The organism is Streptomyces sp. NPDC091416, from assembly GCF_044756845.1.
Taxonomy (GTDB): Bacteria; Actinomycetota; Actinomycetes; order Streptomycetales; family Streptomycetaceae; genus Streptomyces.
Genome location: NZ_JBIVTU010000009.1, coordinates 134,047 through 147,717, shown reverse-complemented (window position 1 = coordinate 147,717; position 13,671 = coordinate 134,047). Strand labels below are relative to the sequence as shown.

At 71.8% G+C, this 13,671-nt stretch carries 15 protein-coding genes; 8 read left to right on the top strand and 7 right to left on the bottom strand.

The window, feature by feature from the left end; translation table 11 throughout:
* Positions 1-229: 229 nt before the first annotated feature.
* A complete protein-coding gene (locus ACIQMX_RS26160) occupies positions 230-925 on the top strand; it encodes a TetR/AcrR family transcriptional regulator (protein ID WP_363074055.1) in 696 nt (231 codons plus the stop codon).
* A gap of 24 nt (positions 926-949) precedes the next feature.
* Here the strand turns inward: ACIQMX_RS26160 and ACIQMX_RS26155 are convergent, their stop codons facing one another.
* Entirely contained in the window at positions 950-1,651 is a 702-nt protein-coding gene (locus tag ACIQMX_RS26155) for a FadR/GntR family transcriptional regulator (RefSeq protein ID WP_363074019.1), read from the bottom strand.
* 156 nt (positions 1,652-1,807) lie between these two features.
* Between ACIQMX_RS26155 and ACIQMX_RS26150 the strand changes: the two genes are divergently transcribed.
* Together ACIQMX_RS26150 and ACIQMX_RS26145 are read left to right on the top strand one after the other, a co-directional pair.
* Complete coding sequence (locus tag ACIQMX_RS26150) at positions 1,808-2,317, top strand: gluconokinase (protein WP_363074017.1); 510 nt, start codon at positions 1,808-1,810, stop codon at positions 2,315-2,317.
* 11 nt (positions 2,318-2,328) lie between these two features.
* On the top strand, positions 2,329-3,726 hold the full coding sequence (locus ACIQMX_RS26145) for a GntP family permease (protein WP_402481611.1): 1,398 nt from the start codon (positions 2,329-2,331) through the stop codon (positions 3,724-3,726).
* Here ACIQMX_RS26145 and ACIQMX_RS26140 read toward each other — a convergent pair.
* Positions 3,723-4,352 carry a cytochrome b/b6 domain-containing protein gene (locus ACIQMX_RS26140; protein ID WP_363074013.1) on the bottom strand — a complete coding sequence of 210 codons (630 nt, stop codon included), beginning with the start codon at positions 4,350-4,352 and terminating at the stop codon, positions 3,723-3,725. The two genes, ACIQMX_RS26145 and ACIQMX_RS26140, sit on opposite strands and share 4 nt — an antisense overlap.
* A complete protein-coding gene (locus ACIQMX_RS26135; protein WP_363074053.1) occupies positions 4,336-5,001 on the bottom strand; it encodes a molybdopterin-dependent oxidoreductase in 666 nt (221 codons plus the stop codon). The genes ACIQMX_RS26140 and ACIQMX_RS26135 overlap by 17 nt, the downstream gene beginning before the upstream one ends.
* A gap of 249 nt (positions 5,002-5,250) precedes the next feature.
* Between ACIQMX_RS26135 and ACIQMX_RS26130 the strand changes: the two genes are divergently transcribed.
* Positions 5,251-5,682 (top strand): ASCH domain-containing protein, encoded by a 432-nt coding sequence (locus tag ACIQMX_RS26130; protein WP_363074011.1) that lies wholly within the window; start codon positions 5,251-5,253, stop codon positions 5,680-5,682.
* A gap of 12 nt (positions 5,683-5,694) precedes the next feature.
* Here the strand turns inward: ACIQMX_RS26130 and ACIQMX_RS26125 are convergent, their stop codons facing one another.
* Positions 5,695-6,915 (bottom strand): aromatic acid exporter family protein, encoded by a 1,221-nt coding sequence (locus ACIQMX_RS26125; protein ID WP_363074009.1) that lies wholly within the window; start codon positions 6,913-6,915, stop codon positions 5,695-5,697.
* Between the two features lie 106 nt (positions 6,916-7,021).
* The gene (locus ACIQMX_RS26120) at positions 7,022-8,677 is read right to left on the bottom strand and encodes an FAD-binding dehydrogenase (protein ID WP_402481607.1); all 1,656 of its coding nucleotides are present in this window, start codon (positions 8,675-8,677) and stop codon (positions 7,022-7,024) included.
* A gap of 218 nt (positions 8,678-8,895) precedes the next feature.
* Here ACIQMX_RS26120 and ACIQMX_RS26115 point away from each other — a divergent pair, with 218 nt between their 5' ends.
* From ACIQMX_RS26115 to ACIQMX_RS26100, 4 genes are read left to right on the top strand one after another with little or no spacing between them, the layout of a single operon-like run.
* Positions 8,896-9,789 (top strand): DMT family transporter, encoded by an 894-nt coding sequence (locus ACIQMX_RS26115; protein ID WP_363074005.1) that lies wholly within the window; start codon positions 8,896-8,898, stop codon positions 9,787-9,789.
* Positions 9,790-9,841: 52 nt separating this feature from the next.
* Positions 9,842-10,354: an NUDIX domain-containing protein gene (locus ACIQMX_RS26110; RefSeq protein ID WP_402481604.1), complete on the top strand. Its 513-nt coding sequence runs from the start codon at positions 9,842-9,844 to the stop codon at positions 10,352-10,354.
* 43 nt (positions 10,355-10,397) lie between these two features.
* The gene (locus ACIQMX_RS26105) at positions 10,398-10,793 is read left to right on the top strand and encodes a DUF202 domain-containing protein (protein WP_363074001.1); all 396 of its coding nucleotides are present in this window, start codon (positions 10,398-10,400) and stop codon (positions 10,791-10,793) included.
* Positions 10,790-11,101, top strand: coding sequence for a DUF202 domain-containing protein (locus ACIQMX_RS26100; RefSeq protein WP_363073999.1), 312 nt, complete (start codon positions 10,790-10,792; stop codon positions 11,099-11,101). The genes ACIQMX_RS26105 and ACIQMX_RS26100 overlap by 4 nt, the downstream gene beginning before the upstream one ends.
* Positions 11,102-11,249: 148 nt before the next feature.
* Here the strand turns inward: ACIQMX_RS26100 and ACIQMX_RS26095 are convergent, their stop codons facing one another.
* Complete coding sequence (locus tag ACIQMX_RS26095; protein ID WP_402481602.1) at positions 11,250-12,185, bottom strand: NADP-dependent oxidoreductase; 936 nt, start codon at positions 12,183-12,185, stop codon at positions 11,250-11,252.
* 60 nt (positions 12,186-12,245) lie between these two features.
* Entirely contained in the window at positions 12,246-13,535 is a 1,290-nt protein-coding gene (locus tag ACIQMX_RS26090) for a glucarate dehydratase family protein (protein ID WP_402481599.1), read from the bottom strand.
* Positions 13,536-13,671 lie beyond the last annotated feature (136 nt).

Sequence of the window (13,671 nt, the reverse complement as noted above, 5' to 3'; positions counted from 1 at the left end):
TCGAACTCCTCGGGGGTTCCGCACGTCAACGGTGTTGTCGTAAGATCGGCCGGCGATCGGGGGCGGCGGAAGGAGCGGGGCGGGGTGCGTGCGGCTGCGGGGCGGAGGACTGAGTCATGGCGGATCCCCGGTGAGTGACGAGGACGAGGCACAGGCGCGTGCCCGGTCCCGCGACGGCGCCCCCGGACGCCCGGCCGGTCCGGGCCGGGGGCCGGACGCGGGCGAGCGGGTGGTGCCGGAGGGCGCGCGGCGGCGCAGGCGTCCCACCAAGCAGGGCGTCGTGCTGTCCGAGCAGCTGATCGTGGAGACGGCGCTGCGGCTGATCGGCGAGCACGGGGCGGCGGCGCTCACCGTGCGCCGGCTCGGCGCCGCGCTGGGCTGCGATCCGAGTGCGCTCTACCGCTATTTCCGGGACACGGACGCGCTGTTGCTGGCGGTGGCCGACGAGTTGATCGGGCGGACACTGCGCAGCTGGCGGCCGACGGGTGACTGGCGGGCCGATCTGCGGTCGCTGGGGCTGCGGATGCACGCGGACTATCTGGCCCACCCGCAGGCCGCGTTGCTGACGTGCGCACGGGTGACCGGCCGCACGCACGAGATCCGGTCGGTGGAGGCGATCCTCGGGGTGCTGCGGGGCGCGGGCTTCCCGGACGCGGAGGCGGTGCGGATCTACCACGTCTTCGTCGATCAGACGCTGTCGTTCGCGGCGCTGGACGCGTCGACGCTGGCGCTTCCGGAACAGGCCAGGGCGCAGGAGGTGCAGGCCTGGCCGGAGATCTACGCCCGGCAGCCGGCGGACACCCACCCGAACATCGCGGCGACCGCGGCGGTACTGGTCGCGGAGATGGGCCGCAGCGGGTATCCGGCGGCGCTGGAGATGATGCTGGCCGCGGCCGCCGCCCGGTTGCAGCACGTCAGGCGGTAGGCGGCGGGCCGTGGTCGAGCCGGGTCAGGGCGCGAGCACGTCCAGTTCGTGCAGGGCGCCCACCGCGATCTCCTTCGTCAGCCGCTCCGCCCCGGCGGCGTCCCCCTCGCGGACCGCTTCGGCGAGCCGGACGTGGAGGGTGACGGCCGCCGGATCGGGGTCCTCGAACATGACCTGGTGGTGGGTGCGCCCCGCCAGGACCTCGGCCACCACGTCGCCCAGGCGCGCGAACATCTCGTTGCCGGAGGCGTTGAGGACGATCCGGTGGAACGCGATGTCGTGTTCGAGGTACCCCTCCAGCTGCTGGCCCCGGGAGGTGGCGACCATGCCGAGGGCCCGTTCGGTGAGCTCGGCGCACTGTCCGGGGGTGGCGTGGCGGGCGGCGAGCGAGGCGGCGACGGGTTCGATCGCGGAGCGCAGGACGGTCAGCGAGCGCAGCTGGCGCGGGCGGTCGGCGCCGGCCAGCCGCCACCGGATGACCTGCGGGTCGTAGACGTTCCAGGTCTCGGTCGGCCGTACGGTCACGCCGACGCGGCGGCGGGACTCGACCAGGTGCATGGACTCCAGGACCCGGATCACCTCCCGTACGACCGTGCGGGAGACGTCGAAGCGCTGGGCCAGCTCGTCCGTGCGCAGGACCTGGCCGGGCGGATGCTCCCCCGCGGCGATCTCCAGCCCCAGGGCGTCCAGCACATGCGTATGCAGCCCCTGGGCAGGTGTGGTCATGGGCCAAGCGTACGGGGGCCGTTCCGGGAGGCCTCGCCGGGAATGAAAAGTACGACGTTTATGTCACACCATCTTGAATAAGTCGTACGTATAGGTTTCAGTAGCGCGACGGACCGATGTCGACGACGACATCGAAGAAGACAGCGAGGCACCGTAATGAGCACCCCCCACGTCATCGTGGTGATGGGCGTCGCAGGGACCGGCAAGACCACGATCGGTCCCCTGCTCGCCGCCGAACTGGGCGTTCCGTACGCCGAGGGCGACGACTTCCATCCCGCGGCGAACATCGCCAAGATGTCGGCCGGTACCCCGCTGGACGATGCGGACCGGTGGCCCTGGCTCGACGCGATCGGGCAGTGGGCGCACGGCCGGGCGGGGCTCGGCGGCGTGGTCAGCAGTTCCGCGCTGAAGCGCGCCTACCGCGACCGCCTGCGCGGCGAGGCCCCCGGTGCCGTCTTCCTTCATCTGAGCGGCGACCGGTCGCTCATCGAGGAGCGGATGGCCGGCCGCAAGGGCCACTTCATGCCGACCGCACTCCTCGACTCGCAGTTCGCCACCCTCCAGCCCCTGGAGGACGACGAGGCCGGCGTCGCCGTGGATGTGTCCGGCACCCCCGAGGAAATCACCCAGCGAGCCGTCGCCGCGTTGCGCCGGCTCGAGAACTGAGGATCATCACCGTGACCAGTCTCAGCGTCGAGATGCTGGCAGCGGACGCCGTCGAACCGATCACTTCGGCCGGCAACGCGCAGTTGGGCATCGCCGTCCTGGCGGGCATCGCCGTCATCGTTCTGCTCATCACCAAGTTCAAGATGCACGCGTTCCTCGCGCTCACCATCGGCTCGCTGGCGCTCGGTTCGTTCGCCGGTGCCGCGCCGGCGAAGACGATAGCGAGCTTCACCGCGGGCCTCGGCTCCACCGTCGCGGGTGTCGGCGTCCTCATCGCGCTCGGCGCGATCCTGGGCAAGCTGCTCGCCGACTCCGGCGGCGCGGACCAGATCGTCGACACGATCCTGGCGAGGACGAGCAACCGGGCCATGCCGTGGGCGATGGTCCTGATCGCCTCGATCATCGGTCTGCCGCTGTTCTTCGAGGTCGGGATCGTGCTGATGATCCCGGTGGTGCTCCTGGTCGCCAAGCGCGGCAACTACTCCCTGATGCGGATCGGCATCCCGGCCCTGGCGGGCCTCTCCGTGATGCACGGGCTCATTCCCCCGCACCCCGGCCCGCTGGTGGCGATCGCCGCCCTCGACGCCAACCTGGGCGTCACCCTGGCCCTCGGTGTCCTGGTCGCGATCCCGACCGTGATCATCGCCGGTCCGGTCTTCTCCCGCTACGCCGCCCGCTGGGTGGACATCAAGGCGCCGGAGAAGATGATCCCGCAGCGCCCGTCCGAGGACCTGGACCGCCGGCCGAGCTTCGGCGCCACCCTGGCGACGATCCTGCTGCCCGTCGTCCTGATGCTGGCCAAGGCCCTCGTCGACATCGTGGTGGACGACCCGGAGCACGGGCTCCAGCGGGTCACCGACGTGGTCGGCTCACCGCTGATCGCCCTGCTCGCGGCGGTCATCGTGGGCATGTTCACGCTGGGCCGCGCGGCCGGGTTCACCAAGGCCCGGCTCTCCACCACCGTGGAGAAGTCCCTCGCCCCGATCGCCGGAGTGCTGCTCATCGTCGGCGCCGGCGGCGGCTTCAAGCAGACGCTGATCGACGCCGGTGTGGGTCAGATGATCCTGGAGTTCTCCGAGGACTGGTCGATCCCGGCGCTGCTGCTCGGCTGGCTGATCGCCGTGGGCATCCGGCTCGCGACCGGCTCGGCGACGGTGGCCACCATCTCGGCGGCCGGACTGGTGGCCCCGCTGGCCGCCGACATGTCGACCTCGCACGCCGCCCTGCTGGTCCTCGCCGTCGGTGCGGGCTCGCTCTTCTTCAGCCACGTCAACGACGCGGGGTTCTGGCTGGTGAAGGAGTACTTCGGGATGGACGTCGGCCAGACGGTGAAGACCTGGTCGGTGATGGAGACGATCATCTCCGTGGTCTCGCTGGCCTTCATCCTGCTCCTGTCACTGATCCTCTAGGGACCGCCACCCGGCTCCCGCCACAGCGGGTGCTCGCGGCGCGCCCATCGGCGCTCGACCGACCCGGTACGCATGCCACGGCGTGCCTCCGGGTCGGCGAGCGCCTTCGCGATGTGTCCGCCCAGCACGATGCCGATGGCGAGCGCCAGCCAGTCGTGGACGAACGTCGCCCCGGTCCGCCACACCAGCGGGGCGAGACCGGTGAACCACATCAGCGACCCGGTACCCGCCATCACGAGCACCGCTCCCGCGATCCACGCCGCGTAGAGCTTCTGTCCGGCGTTGAACTTCCCGGCCGGGCGGGACTCCGGCCGGTGGTCCCGCCGGCGCACCGCCCGCAGCCACTGCCGGTCGTGCGGCCCGAAGCGGTTGAGCCGGCCCAGATCGGCCCGCAGCGACCGCGCGAACAGCCCCGCCAGCAGCGGTACGGGAACGATCAGCCCGGACCACTCGTGCAGGGTGACCACGAGACGGCGGCGCCCGACGAGTTCGGCGAGCTGCGGTACGTACAGGCAGGCCGCCGTCGCCACGCACAGGAGCATCAGCGCGGCCGTGGCGCGGTGCACCCAGCGCACCGGGCGGCTGAAGCGTCGTACCCGGCCGTCCGTCTCAGGTGGTGGGGGCATCGTCGCGGCCGTTGGACCGGCCGACCCAGGCGTCGACGTCATATCCGAGCTTCTCCCAGTATCCGGGGCGTACGGAGTCCGTGACGGTGATCCCGGAGAGCCATTTCGCCGACTTGTAGAAGTACATGGGGGCCACGTACAGCCGGACCGGGCCGCCGTGCGCGTGGGACACCGGCCGGTCCTGCATCCGCAGCGCGACCAGCACATCGGCCCGGCGGGCCTGGCCGAGGGTGAGGCTCTCGCTGTACGTGCCGTCGAAGCACGTGAACCGGACCGCCTTCGCCCCGGGCCGGACACCCGCCGCGTCCAGCAGCGCGGAGAGCCGTACGCCCTCGAAGGGCGTCTCGGGCACCCGCCAGCCCGTGACGCACTGGACGTCCCGCACCATGCGGGTCTGCTCCATGCGCTTCAGGGCGTCCAAGGTGTAGGCGGCCGGGCGGTCGACCAGGCCGTCGACGGTCAGCCGGTAGTCGGTGGCGCTCTTCCTGGGTACGGACGTGGCGACGGAGTAGTAGCGGAAGCCGCCGCCATTGGGCAGCAGTCCGCTCAGCCCGGTGGGGTCCTTGTCGGAGAGCGCGCCGAGGCCCGATTCGAGGGTCCGCTGCAGTACGGGGGCGGCGACGAGCCCGGCGGCGCCGAGGCCCAGCATCGTCAGGACGAGCCGACGGCCCACGGGGGTGCCGGCGGCGTCCGGATCGGGGCCCTGCGGCGCCGGATCCGGCTCCGCGCCGGAAGAGGAACTGTTCACCCTGCGATTCGAGCACTCCGGCCCACCGGGCGCCAGGGGCGGGCGCGGTACGTCACCGGCCCGTCAGATTCCCGCCGCGGCCGGCGCGGTACGTGTCACGTGGCCGGATCCTCCCCGCGACCGGCGCACCGCGGATGCCAGACTTGCGCCATGCCGAACCGTGAAGCGCTCAAGCCCTTCCTTCTCGCGTTCCCCGGCCCGCTGCGCGACCGGCTGGTCGCCGCGGTGCTCGACGGGCGGAAGGTGTCGACGACCGGACTGTTCGCGGAGTACCAGGTGGAGCGGGAGGAGCCGCCGCCCGTGGGCGAGCGGTCCGCGCTGATCGACTCGGACGGGCGGGAGATCGCGGTGCTGGAGATCACGGAGGTGCGGATCCTGCGGCTCGGTGACGTCGATCTGCGGCATGTCCTCGACGAGGGCGAGGGCGACACCTCGGTGGCCGGGTGGCGGGAGGGCCACGAACGGTTCTGGCACAGCGAGGAGATGCGGGAGGCGCTCGGCGACCCGGAGTTCACGGTCGACGACGACACGCTGGTCGTGGCGGAACGCTTCCGGGTCGTCGAACGCGTCGGACCGTCCTGACCTGCCGCACCCTCAGCCCTCCTGGTCCGCTTCCCGGACGAGCCCGAGGCGACGCCGGACGGTGAGCAGCCAGGGGTGGCGCTCGTGCATCTCGCCCGAGCGGCGGTCCAGCTCCTTGCCGAGGCGCTCGGTGCGCTTCTCGATGTCGAGCTCGTCCAGGATGCGGTCGACCTCGGCGAGCAGCGCCCCGTGCAGCTGCCACTTCCTGGGGTGTTCCTGGACCGCCGCCAGCAGCATGTCGGCCACCAGGTCGCGGGTCGCCCGGCTGGTCGTCAGCGCGTCGGCCAGCCGGTCCTCGGCGTGCTCGGCGCTCGCGGCGACCGGGGTGGTGATCAGCAGCGAGAAGCTCTCGATGGCACCCGCCAGCCGCCCGAACAGTTCGGTGAGCCCGGCGGCCACGTCGGCGGGGAAGAGGTCTTCGTCGACGCGTTCCTTGGCCAGGTCGGTCAGCGTCCTGGCCAGCACGCGCTGAACGACCGCGCAGATCTCCAGCGTGTCCAGGCCGGTGCGCAGCACCACCCGGTAGAGCAGTCCCTGCCGTACCCGCGGGTTGAGCATCAGGCTCTCCTCGGCCTGCCGCAGCGAGGCGTCCACCGCCACGATGTCGTGGTCGATGCGGCGGGCCCGGTGCAGCCGTTCGGCCGCCTCCTCGACGGTGACGCGGCCGCCCAGGTCGCCTCCCAGGTCGCGGAACAGCTCACCCATCTCACGGGCCAGCCCGTCGATGGACGCGCCCGCCGTCTGCACCCACACGGGCGGGGCGAACAGCAGGTTGAACAGCAGCCCCACGCCCGCACCGATGAGTGTCTCGAAGATGCGCTCCCAGGCGGTGTCGGCGACCTGGGCGACGCCGAGCACCAGCATGGCGCTGATCGCGACTTCGGGAACGAACTCGTTCACCCGGACCAGCCGGCCGATGATCAGCGAGGTGAAGATCGTCAGCCCGAGGCTCCACCAGGACAGCCCCACCAGGGAACTGAACCCGCTGGCGATGAGCACCCCGACGATCACGGAGTTCACACGCCGGATGCCCGTGGTGAGGGTGGCGTAGAGGGTGACCTGGACGACGAGCAGCGCGGTGAGCGGGGCGGTCAGGGGCGCGGGCTGGGACAGCGTCGCGGTCGCCACGACGTAGGCGATCACCGCCGCTCCCGTGGAGCGCAGGGTCTGGGCCCCCACGGGTTCGGTGGTGCGCCGGACGAGTTTGATGACGGGCTCGGCTACTCCTGGCATCTCCTAACCGTGCCCGGATCCGGCGCCCCCGCCCGGTTTCCCGTCCGAACCCCACCGGACGGACGCGCGGACGGGGCGCGGACGCGGCGTTCCTGAGGGCTGCCCCTCAGCCGACCGCCTCCGCGGCCGCGCGGCCCGCCGAGCGGCCGGAGAAGATGCAGCCGCCGAGGAAGGTGCCCTCCAGGGAGCGGTAGCCGTGCACCCCGCCGCCGCCGAATCCGGCGGCCTCGCCGGCCGCGTACACCCCGGCCAGCGGGCTGCCGTCCGCGGTGAGGACCCGGGAGGACAGGTCCGTCTCCAGCCCGCCGAGCGACTTGCGGGTCAGGATGTTGAGCCGTACGGCGATCAGCGGCCCGGCCCCGGGGTCGAGGATGCGGTGCGGCGCCGCCGTACGGATGAGCTTGTCGCCGAGGTAGGTGCGGGCGCCCCTGATCGCGGTGATCTGGAGGTCCTTGGTGAACGGGTTGGCGATCTCCCGGTCGCGGGCGGTGATCTCGCGGCGCAGGTCGTCCTCGTCGATGAGCGCTTCGCCGGTGAGCGCGTTCATGCCGCGGACCAGGGCGCCGAGGTCCTTCTCGACGACGAAGTCCACGCCGTTGTCCATGAACGCCTTCACCGGTCCGGGCACGTCCGCGCGGGCCCGGCCGATCACGTCACGGATGGACTTGCCGGTCAGGTCGGGGTTCTGCTCGGAGCCGGAGAGCGCGAACTCCTTGCTGATGATCTTCTGGTCCAGGACGAACCAGGTGTAGTCGTGGCCGCTGCGCATGATGTGTTCGAGGGTGCCGAGCGTGTCGAACCCGGGGAACAGCGGGACGGGCAGCCGCTTGCCGCGGGCGTCCAGCCAGAGCGAGGACGGGCCGGGCAGGATCCGGATGCCGTGCCTGGCCCAGATCGGGTTCCAGTTCTCGATGCCCTCCGTGTAGTGCCACATCCGGTCCCGGTTGATGTGGTGGGCGCCGGCCTCCTCGGTGATGCCGAGCATGAGGCCGTCGACGTGGGCGGGCACACCGGAGAGCATCTTGGCGGGCGGGGTGCCGAGCCGCTCGGGCCACTGTGCGCGTACGAGGTCGTGGTTGCCGCCGATGCCGCCGGAGGTGACGATCACCGCCTGGGCCCTGAGCTCGAAGGCGCCGGCCGTCTCCCGGCTGCTCGCGGTGCCGCGGGCCGCGCCGCTGGGCTCCAGGATCTCGCCGCTCACGGTGTCGACGGTGCCTCCGGTGCGGCCGAGTCCGGTGACACGGTGGCGGAAGCGGAAGGTGACGAGCCCCTTGGCGACGCCCTCGCGCACCCGGCGCTCGAAGGGGGCGACGACGCCGGGACCGGTGCCCCAGGTGATGTGGAAGCGGGGGACGGAGTTGCCGTGGCCGTTGGCGTCGTAGCCGCCGCGCTCGGCCCAGCCGACGACGGGGAAGAGCCGCAGGCCCTGGGCGTGCAGCCAGGAGCGCTTCTCACCGGCGGCGAAGTCGACGTACGCCTCGGCCCACTTCCTGGGCCAGTGGTCCTCCTTGCGGTCGAAACCGGCGGTGCCGAACCAGTCCTGGAGGGCCAGCTCGTGGCTGTCCTTGATCCGCATCCGGCGCTGTTCGGGCGAGTCGACGAGGAAGAGGCCGCCGAAGGACCAGTGGGCCTGGCCGCCGAGCGACTGCTCGGGTTCCTGGTCGAGCAGGATGACCGAACGGCCCGCGTCGACGAGCTCCGCGGTGGCGACGAGCCCCGCGAGCCCTGCCCCGATCACGATCACATCAGCGTCGTACGCCATGGGTTCCATCCTTGTCGGGGCGACCGGGCCGCGGTCCGGCGGAAGGACCGCACGTCATCCGTGCGGCCGCTCGCGAAGTTACTCGTGCGTCAGATCTTGGGCACCGGCCGTCCGTGCGTCAACCGCCCGGCGGGCGGCGCTCCTGCCGCCGGGGCCGTTCCCAGGCGCTATCGTCGGTACAAATCACCCTCTAACGGCCTGACTCGGGGTGGGGAAGCGTGTCGGTGCTGGTCCTCGTGCTCTCCGTGAGCGCCGCCTGCTGCCTGGGGTTCGGCTTCGTGCTGCAACAGGCCGCCGCCCGCCGGGCCCCGAGGAGCGACTACCTCTCGCCCCGGCTGCTGCTGGACCTGATGCGGGTGCGCAGCTGGCTGGCCGGCATCGGGCTGATGGTCTGCGGCATGGCGCTGGGCGCGCTGGCCCTGGGCAAGGGTGAGGTCTCCGTCGTCGAGCCGCTCCTGGCCACCAATCTGCTCTTCGCGATGGCCCTGTCCCGTCACCGCACCGGCCAGCGGCTTGGCCGGCAGGGCTGGGCGGGGCTCTGGCTGCTGGCCGGCGGGGTCGCCGCGTTCCTGGTGGCGGGCGAGCCGAAGGGCGGGCAGGCGGTGTCGAGTCCGCTGCGGCACTGGCTGGTGATCGGCGTGGTGGTGGGCCTGGCGCTGCTGCTGACCGCGTTCGCCAAGCGCTTGCGGTCGGGGGTGTCGCCCGCGCTGCTCGCGGTGGCGGCGGGACTGCTGTACGGACTCCAGGACGCGCTGACCCGGGTCAGCGGACAGCGGCTCTCCGACGGCGGCTGGGCGGCGCTCGTCACCGGCTGGCAGCCGTACGCGGTGCTGGTGCTGGGAGTGACGGGGCTGATCCTCGTCCAGAGCGCGTTCGAGACGGGCCCGCTGCGGATGTCCCTGCCGGCGCTGACCGCGGCACAGCCGCTGGCCGGGATCGCCTGCGGGATCGGCTTCATGGGCGACCAGGTGCGTACGGACACGGCGGCGCTGGCCTGGCAGGCGGCCGGACTCGCGGCGATCGTGACCGGGATCGTACTGCTCGGCCTGCATCCGGCGATGCCGGAGGGCCCGGCGGGCGGCCGCCGTACACAGCGTCTCCAGCCTCGCTGAGGGGCCGGGCGGCCCGGTGACGTCCGCCGGGGTCTGCTGTTGGATGAAGGACATGAATCCCTCTGACGAGATCCTGGACATCGTCGACGAGAACGATGTCGTCGTGGGCCGGGCTCCGCGCGGCGAGGCGACCGCGCGGGGTCTGACCCATCGCTGCGTCTTCATCGAGGCCCGGGACGGCGACGGCAGGATCTTCGTGCACCGAAGGACCGCCACGAAGCTCGTCTTCCCGTCCCACTACGACATGTTCGTCGGCGGGGTCGTCGGTGCCGGCGAGTCCTACGACGAGGCGGCGCTGCGGGAGGCCGAGGAGGAACTGGGAGTGACGGGCCTGCCCCGCCCGGAGCCGCTGTTCAAGTTCCTCTACGAGGGCGGCGGGCACAGCTGGTGGTCGTACGTCTACCGGGTACGGTGCGTGCTGCCGGTGGAACCGCAGGTGGAGGAGATCGCCTGGCATGCCTTCCTCACGGACGAGGAGCTGGAGCAGCGGCTCGACGACCGGCCGTGGGTGCCGGACGGCATGGAAAGCTACCGGCGGCTCCGGGCGTTCCGGGCATCCCTCTGAGGCGGTCAGGAGCAGGCGCCAAAGCAGCAGATAAAGTCCGTACGTGAACGAATTTGTGCAGAGTCTGCGGCTGTGGTGCGCGCCGCAGCGGATCCGCGAAGAGGGCGACACCCCTGACTACCGCTTCTCGCTCGCCAACGAGCGGACGTTCCTCGCCTGGATCCGGACGGCTCTCGCACTGATCGGCGGGGGTTTCGCGGTCGATCAGTTCCTCCCGGAGCTGGTGTGGGGCGTCCGGGCGGGCCTGGCACTCGCGCTGCTGGCGGCCGGGGTGCTGTGTGCGCTGCGGGCCGTCAACCACTGGGTGCGGTGCGAGCGGGCGATGCGGCGCGGGGAGGACCTCCCGGTGTCGCGGTTCCCGACGCTGCTGAGTCTGGCGGTGGCCGTGGTGGCGGTGGCGATGGTGGTGGTGGTCCTGTTCGGCTGGGAGGGCCGGTGACCGCGCCGGAGCGCGACCCGGGGCTCCAGCCCGAGCGGACCAGGCTGGCCTGGCGGCGTACGACGCTGTCCTGCACGGTCGTGGCGCTGCTGGCCGGGAAGCAGGCCCTGCACGGCGGAGCCACCCCGGCCGGGGTCGTCGCCCTGGCGCTGAGCGTGCTGGCCTGGCTGGGTTTCCTGCGGGTGGCGAACCGGCGGGTGCAGGGCATGGGCACCTCGCGCCCGCAGCCGCTGGGGGTCCGCGCGGCGATGCTGGCCGCGGCGTGCACCGTCGCGCTGGCGGTGTTCGCCGCGGCCATGCTGTTCTGAGCGATGGTGTTCGACGCGGCGATGCCGTGCTGAGCGGCGGACTTCGATGCGGCGATGTCGGGACTGAGCGGCGGATTTCGACGCGACGATGCCGGGCCGAGTGGCGGTGTCCGACGCGGCGATGCCGGGCCGATGGGTCCGCCGGCGGTCAGTTCTCCCAGTCCACGGTGACGACGATCTTTCCGCGGGTACGGCCCTCGGCGTTGAGGGTGTGGGCCTGCGCGGTCTCGGCCAGCGGGAAGACCCGGTCCACGTGGACCGAGACGATGCCCCGCTCGGCCAGCTCCGCCAGATGGGCCAGATCCTTCGCGTCGGGCCGTACGAACGCGTAGGTGCCGCCGTACGAGAACACCTCGCTGTCCACGATGGAGGCCAGGCGCCCGTCCGGCGCGAGCGTCTCGGCGGACACCCGCAGGGCCTCGCCGCCCACGGTGTCGAACGCGGCGTCGATCCCGTCCGGGGCCAGCGCCCGCAACCGGTCCGCGAGGCCGTCCCCGTACGCCACGGGTTCCGCGCCCAGCTGCCGCAGATGGTCGTGGTTGCGTTCGCTCGCGGTGCCGATGACCCGGCATCCGGTGTGGCGGGCGATCTGCACGGCCAGCGAGCCGACGCCGCCGGCCGCCGCGTGGACGAGGACGGTGTCGCCGTCGCGGATGCGCAGCGAGCGGTACAGCACCTGGTACGCGGTGAGGCCGGCCAGGGGCAGGCCCGCCGCCTCCTCGAAGCTCAGACTCAGCGGCTTGCGCGCCAGTGTGCGTACCGGCGCGGCCACGTACTCGGCGAAGGTGCCGCGGCTGAGGAAGTCCTCCCGCACGTACCCGATGACCTCGTCGCCGACGGCGAACTCGTCGACGGCGATGCCGGGCTGGACGACGACTCCCGACACGTCCCAGCCGGGAATCACCGGGAACACCGTGTCCAGCGCGGCGTCCAGGTGTCCCTCCCGGGCGACGCGGTCGACCGGGTTGACCGCCGCGGCCCGTACCTTCACCAGGACCGTGTCGGGGCCGACCTTGGGGTCGGGCCGCTCCCCGTACTCCAGGACGTCGGCCCCGCCGAACCTGCTGTAGCTGATCGCCTTCATGTACCCGACCCTCGGGGCGGCCCGGTGCACCCGCAACTCAGGCGGGTGCGGAGCGCGCCGTCACCAGCGCGGGATCGCGGGCGTCGACCAGCCCGGCTCGGCCTTGCGCATCGCGGCGGCGTCGTCGCGCTCGCGCATCGTGCCGTCGTCGTCGAGCCAGCGGCGGTGCAGCGCGGCGAGGCGTTCCCGGTCGAGTTCGACACCCAGGCCCGGGGCGTCGGAGACGGCCAGCCGTCCGTCGGCGAAGACATGACGGGTGGTGATGACGTCCTCGGACTGCCAGGGGTAGTGGCTGTCGCAGGCGTAGTCGAGGTTGGGGACGGTGGCCGCGACGTGTGTCATGGCGGCGAGGCTGATCCCGAGGTGGGTGTTGGAGTGCATGGAGAGGCCGACGCCGAAGGTGCGGCAGATGCCGGCCAGTTCACGGGTGCGGTGCAGCCCGCCCCAGTAGTGGTGGTCGGACAGGACGACCTGGACGGCGTCCCGGGCGAAGGCCTCGGGGACCTCGGCGAGCGTGGTGACGCACATGTTCGTGGCCAGCGGTACGTCGGTGCCGGCCGCGACGGCGGCCATCAGCTCCGTGCCGCTCGCCGGGTCCTCCAGATACTCGAGTACGTCACCCAGCTGCTCGGCGACGTACAGCGAAGTCTCGACGGACCAGGCCCCGTTGGGGTCCAGGCGCAGCGGCTGCCCGGGGAACGCCTCGGCCAGTGCGCGGACCGCGGCGATCTCCTCGTCGGGCGGGAAGACACCGCCCTTCAGCTTGAAGGAGGCGAAGCCGTACTCCCGGGCGAAGCGCCGCGCCTGGGCGACGACTCCGGCCGGGTCGACGGCCGCGCCCCAGTCGTCGCGTTCGCCGCCTTCCGGGTGAGCGGCCCAGCGGTAGAAGAGGTAGGCGCTGTACTCGACGCTGTCACGGACCTTGCCGCCGAGCAGCGCGTGGACGGGCAGGCCGAGGGTCTTGCCCAGGGCGTCCAGACAGGCCACCTCGAAGCCGGAGACCACCGAGAGCCGCAGCTTGTCCGCGGTCTGGACGCCGCGCAGGCCACCGGCGTCGACACCCTCGTCCGCCGCGCGTGAATCTCCGCACACCTCGTCGGCCAGGGCGAAGAGGCCGTTCACATCGCTGACCGGGCGTCCGGGCAGGGACGCTGCCAGCGGTTCGGCCAGTTCGAGGTACTTCCCGTCGCCGTAGGTCTCCCCGATGCCGGTGACTCCGCCCCGGGTGACGACCTCCACGATGAGCCGCGGCGTGTACGGCTGATGGACACCCTGGGTGTTGAGGAGCGGCGGGTCGGCGATGAGGATCGGGGTCAGCCGGACTTCGTCGATCAACCAGTCTGTATTCATACGTGAACTCTATTCAGCCATGCGACTGAATGCCAAGGTCCGCCCACCATTCGGGCCGGAGTCGCACATTCCGTTCCGGAAGTTCACTGGACGACATACCGACTGGTCGGCATCATGAACACCGACGATGTACTCA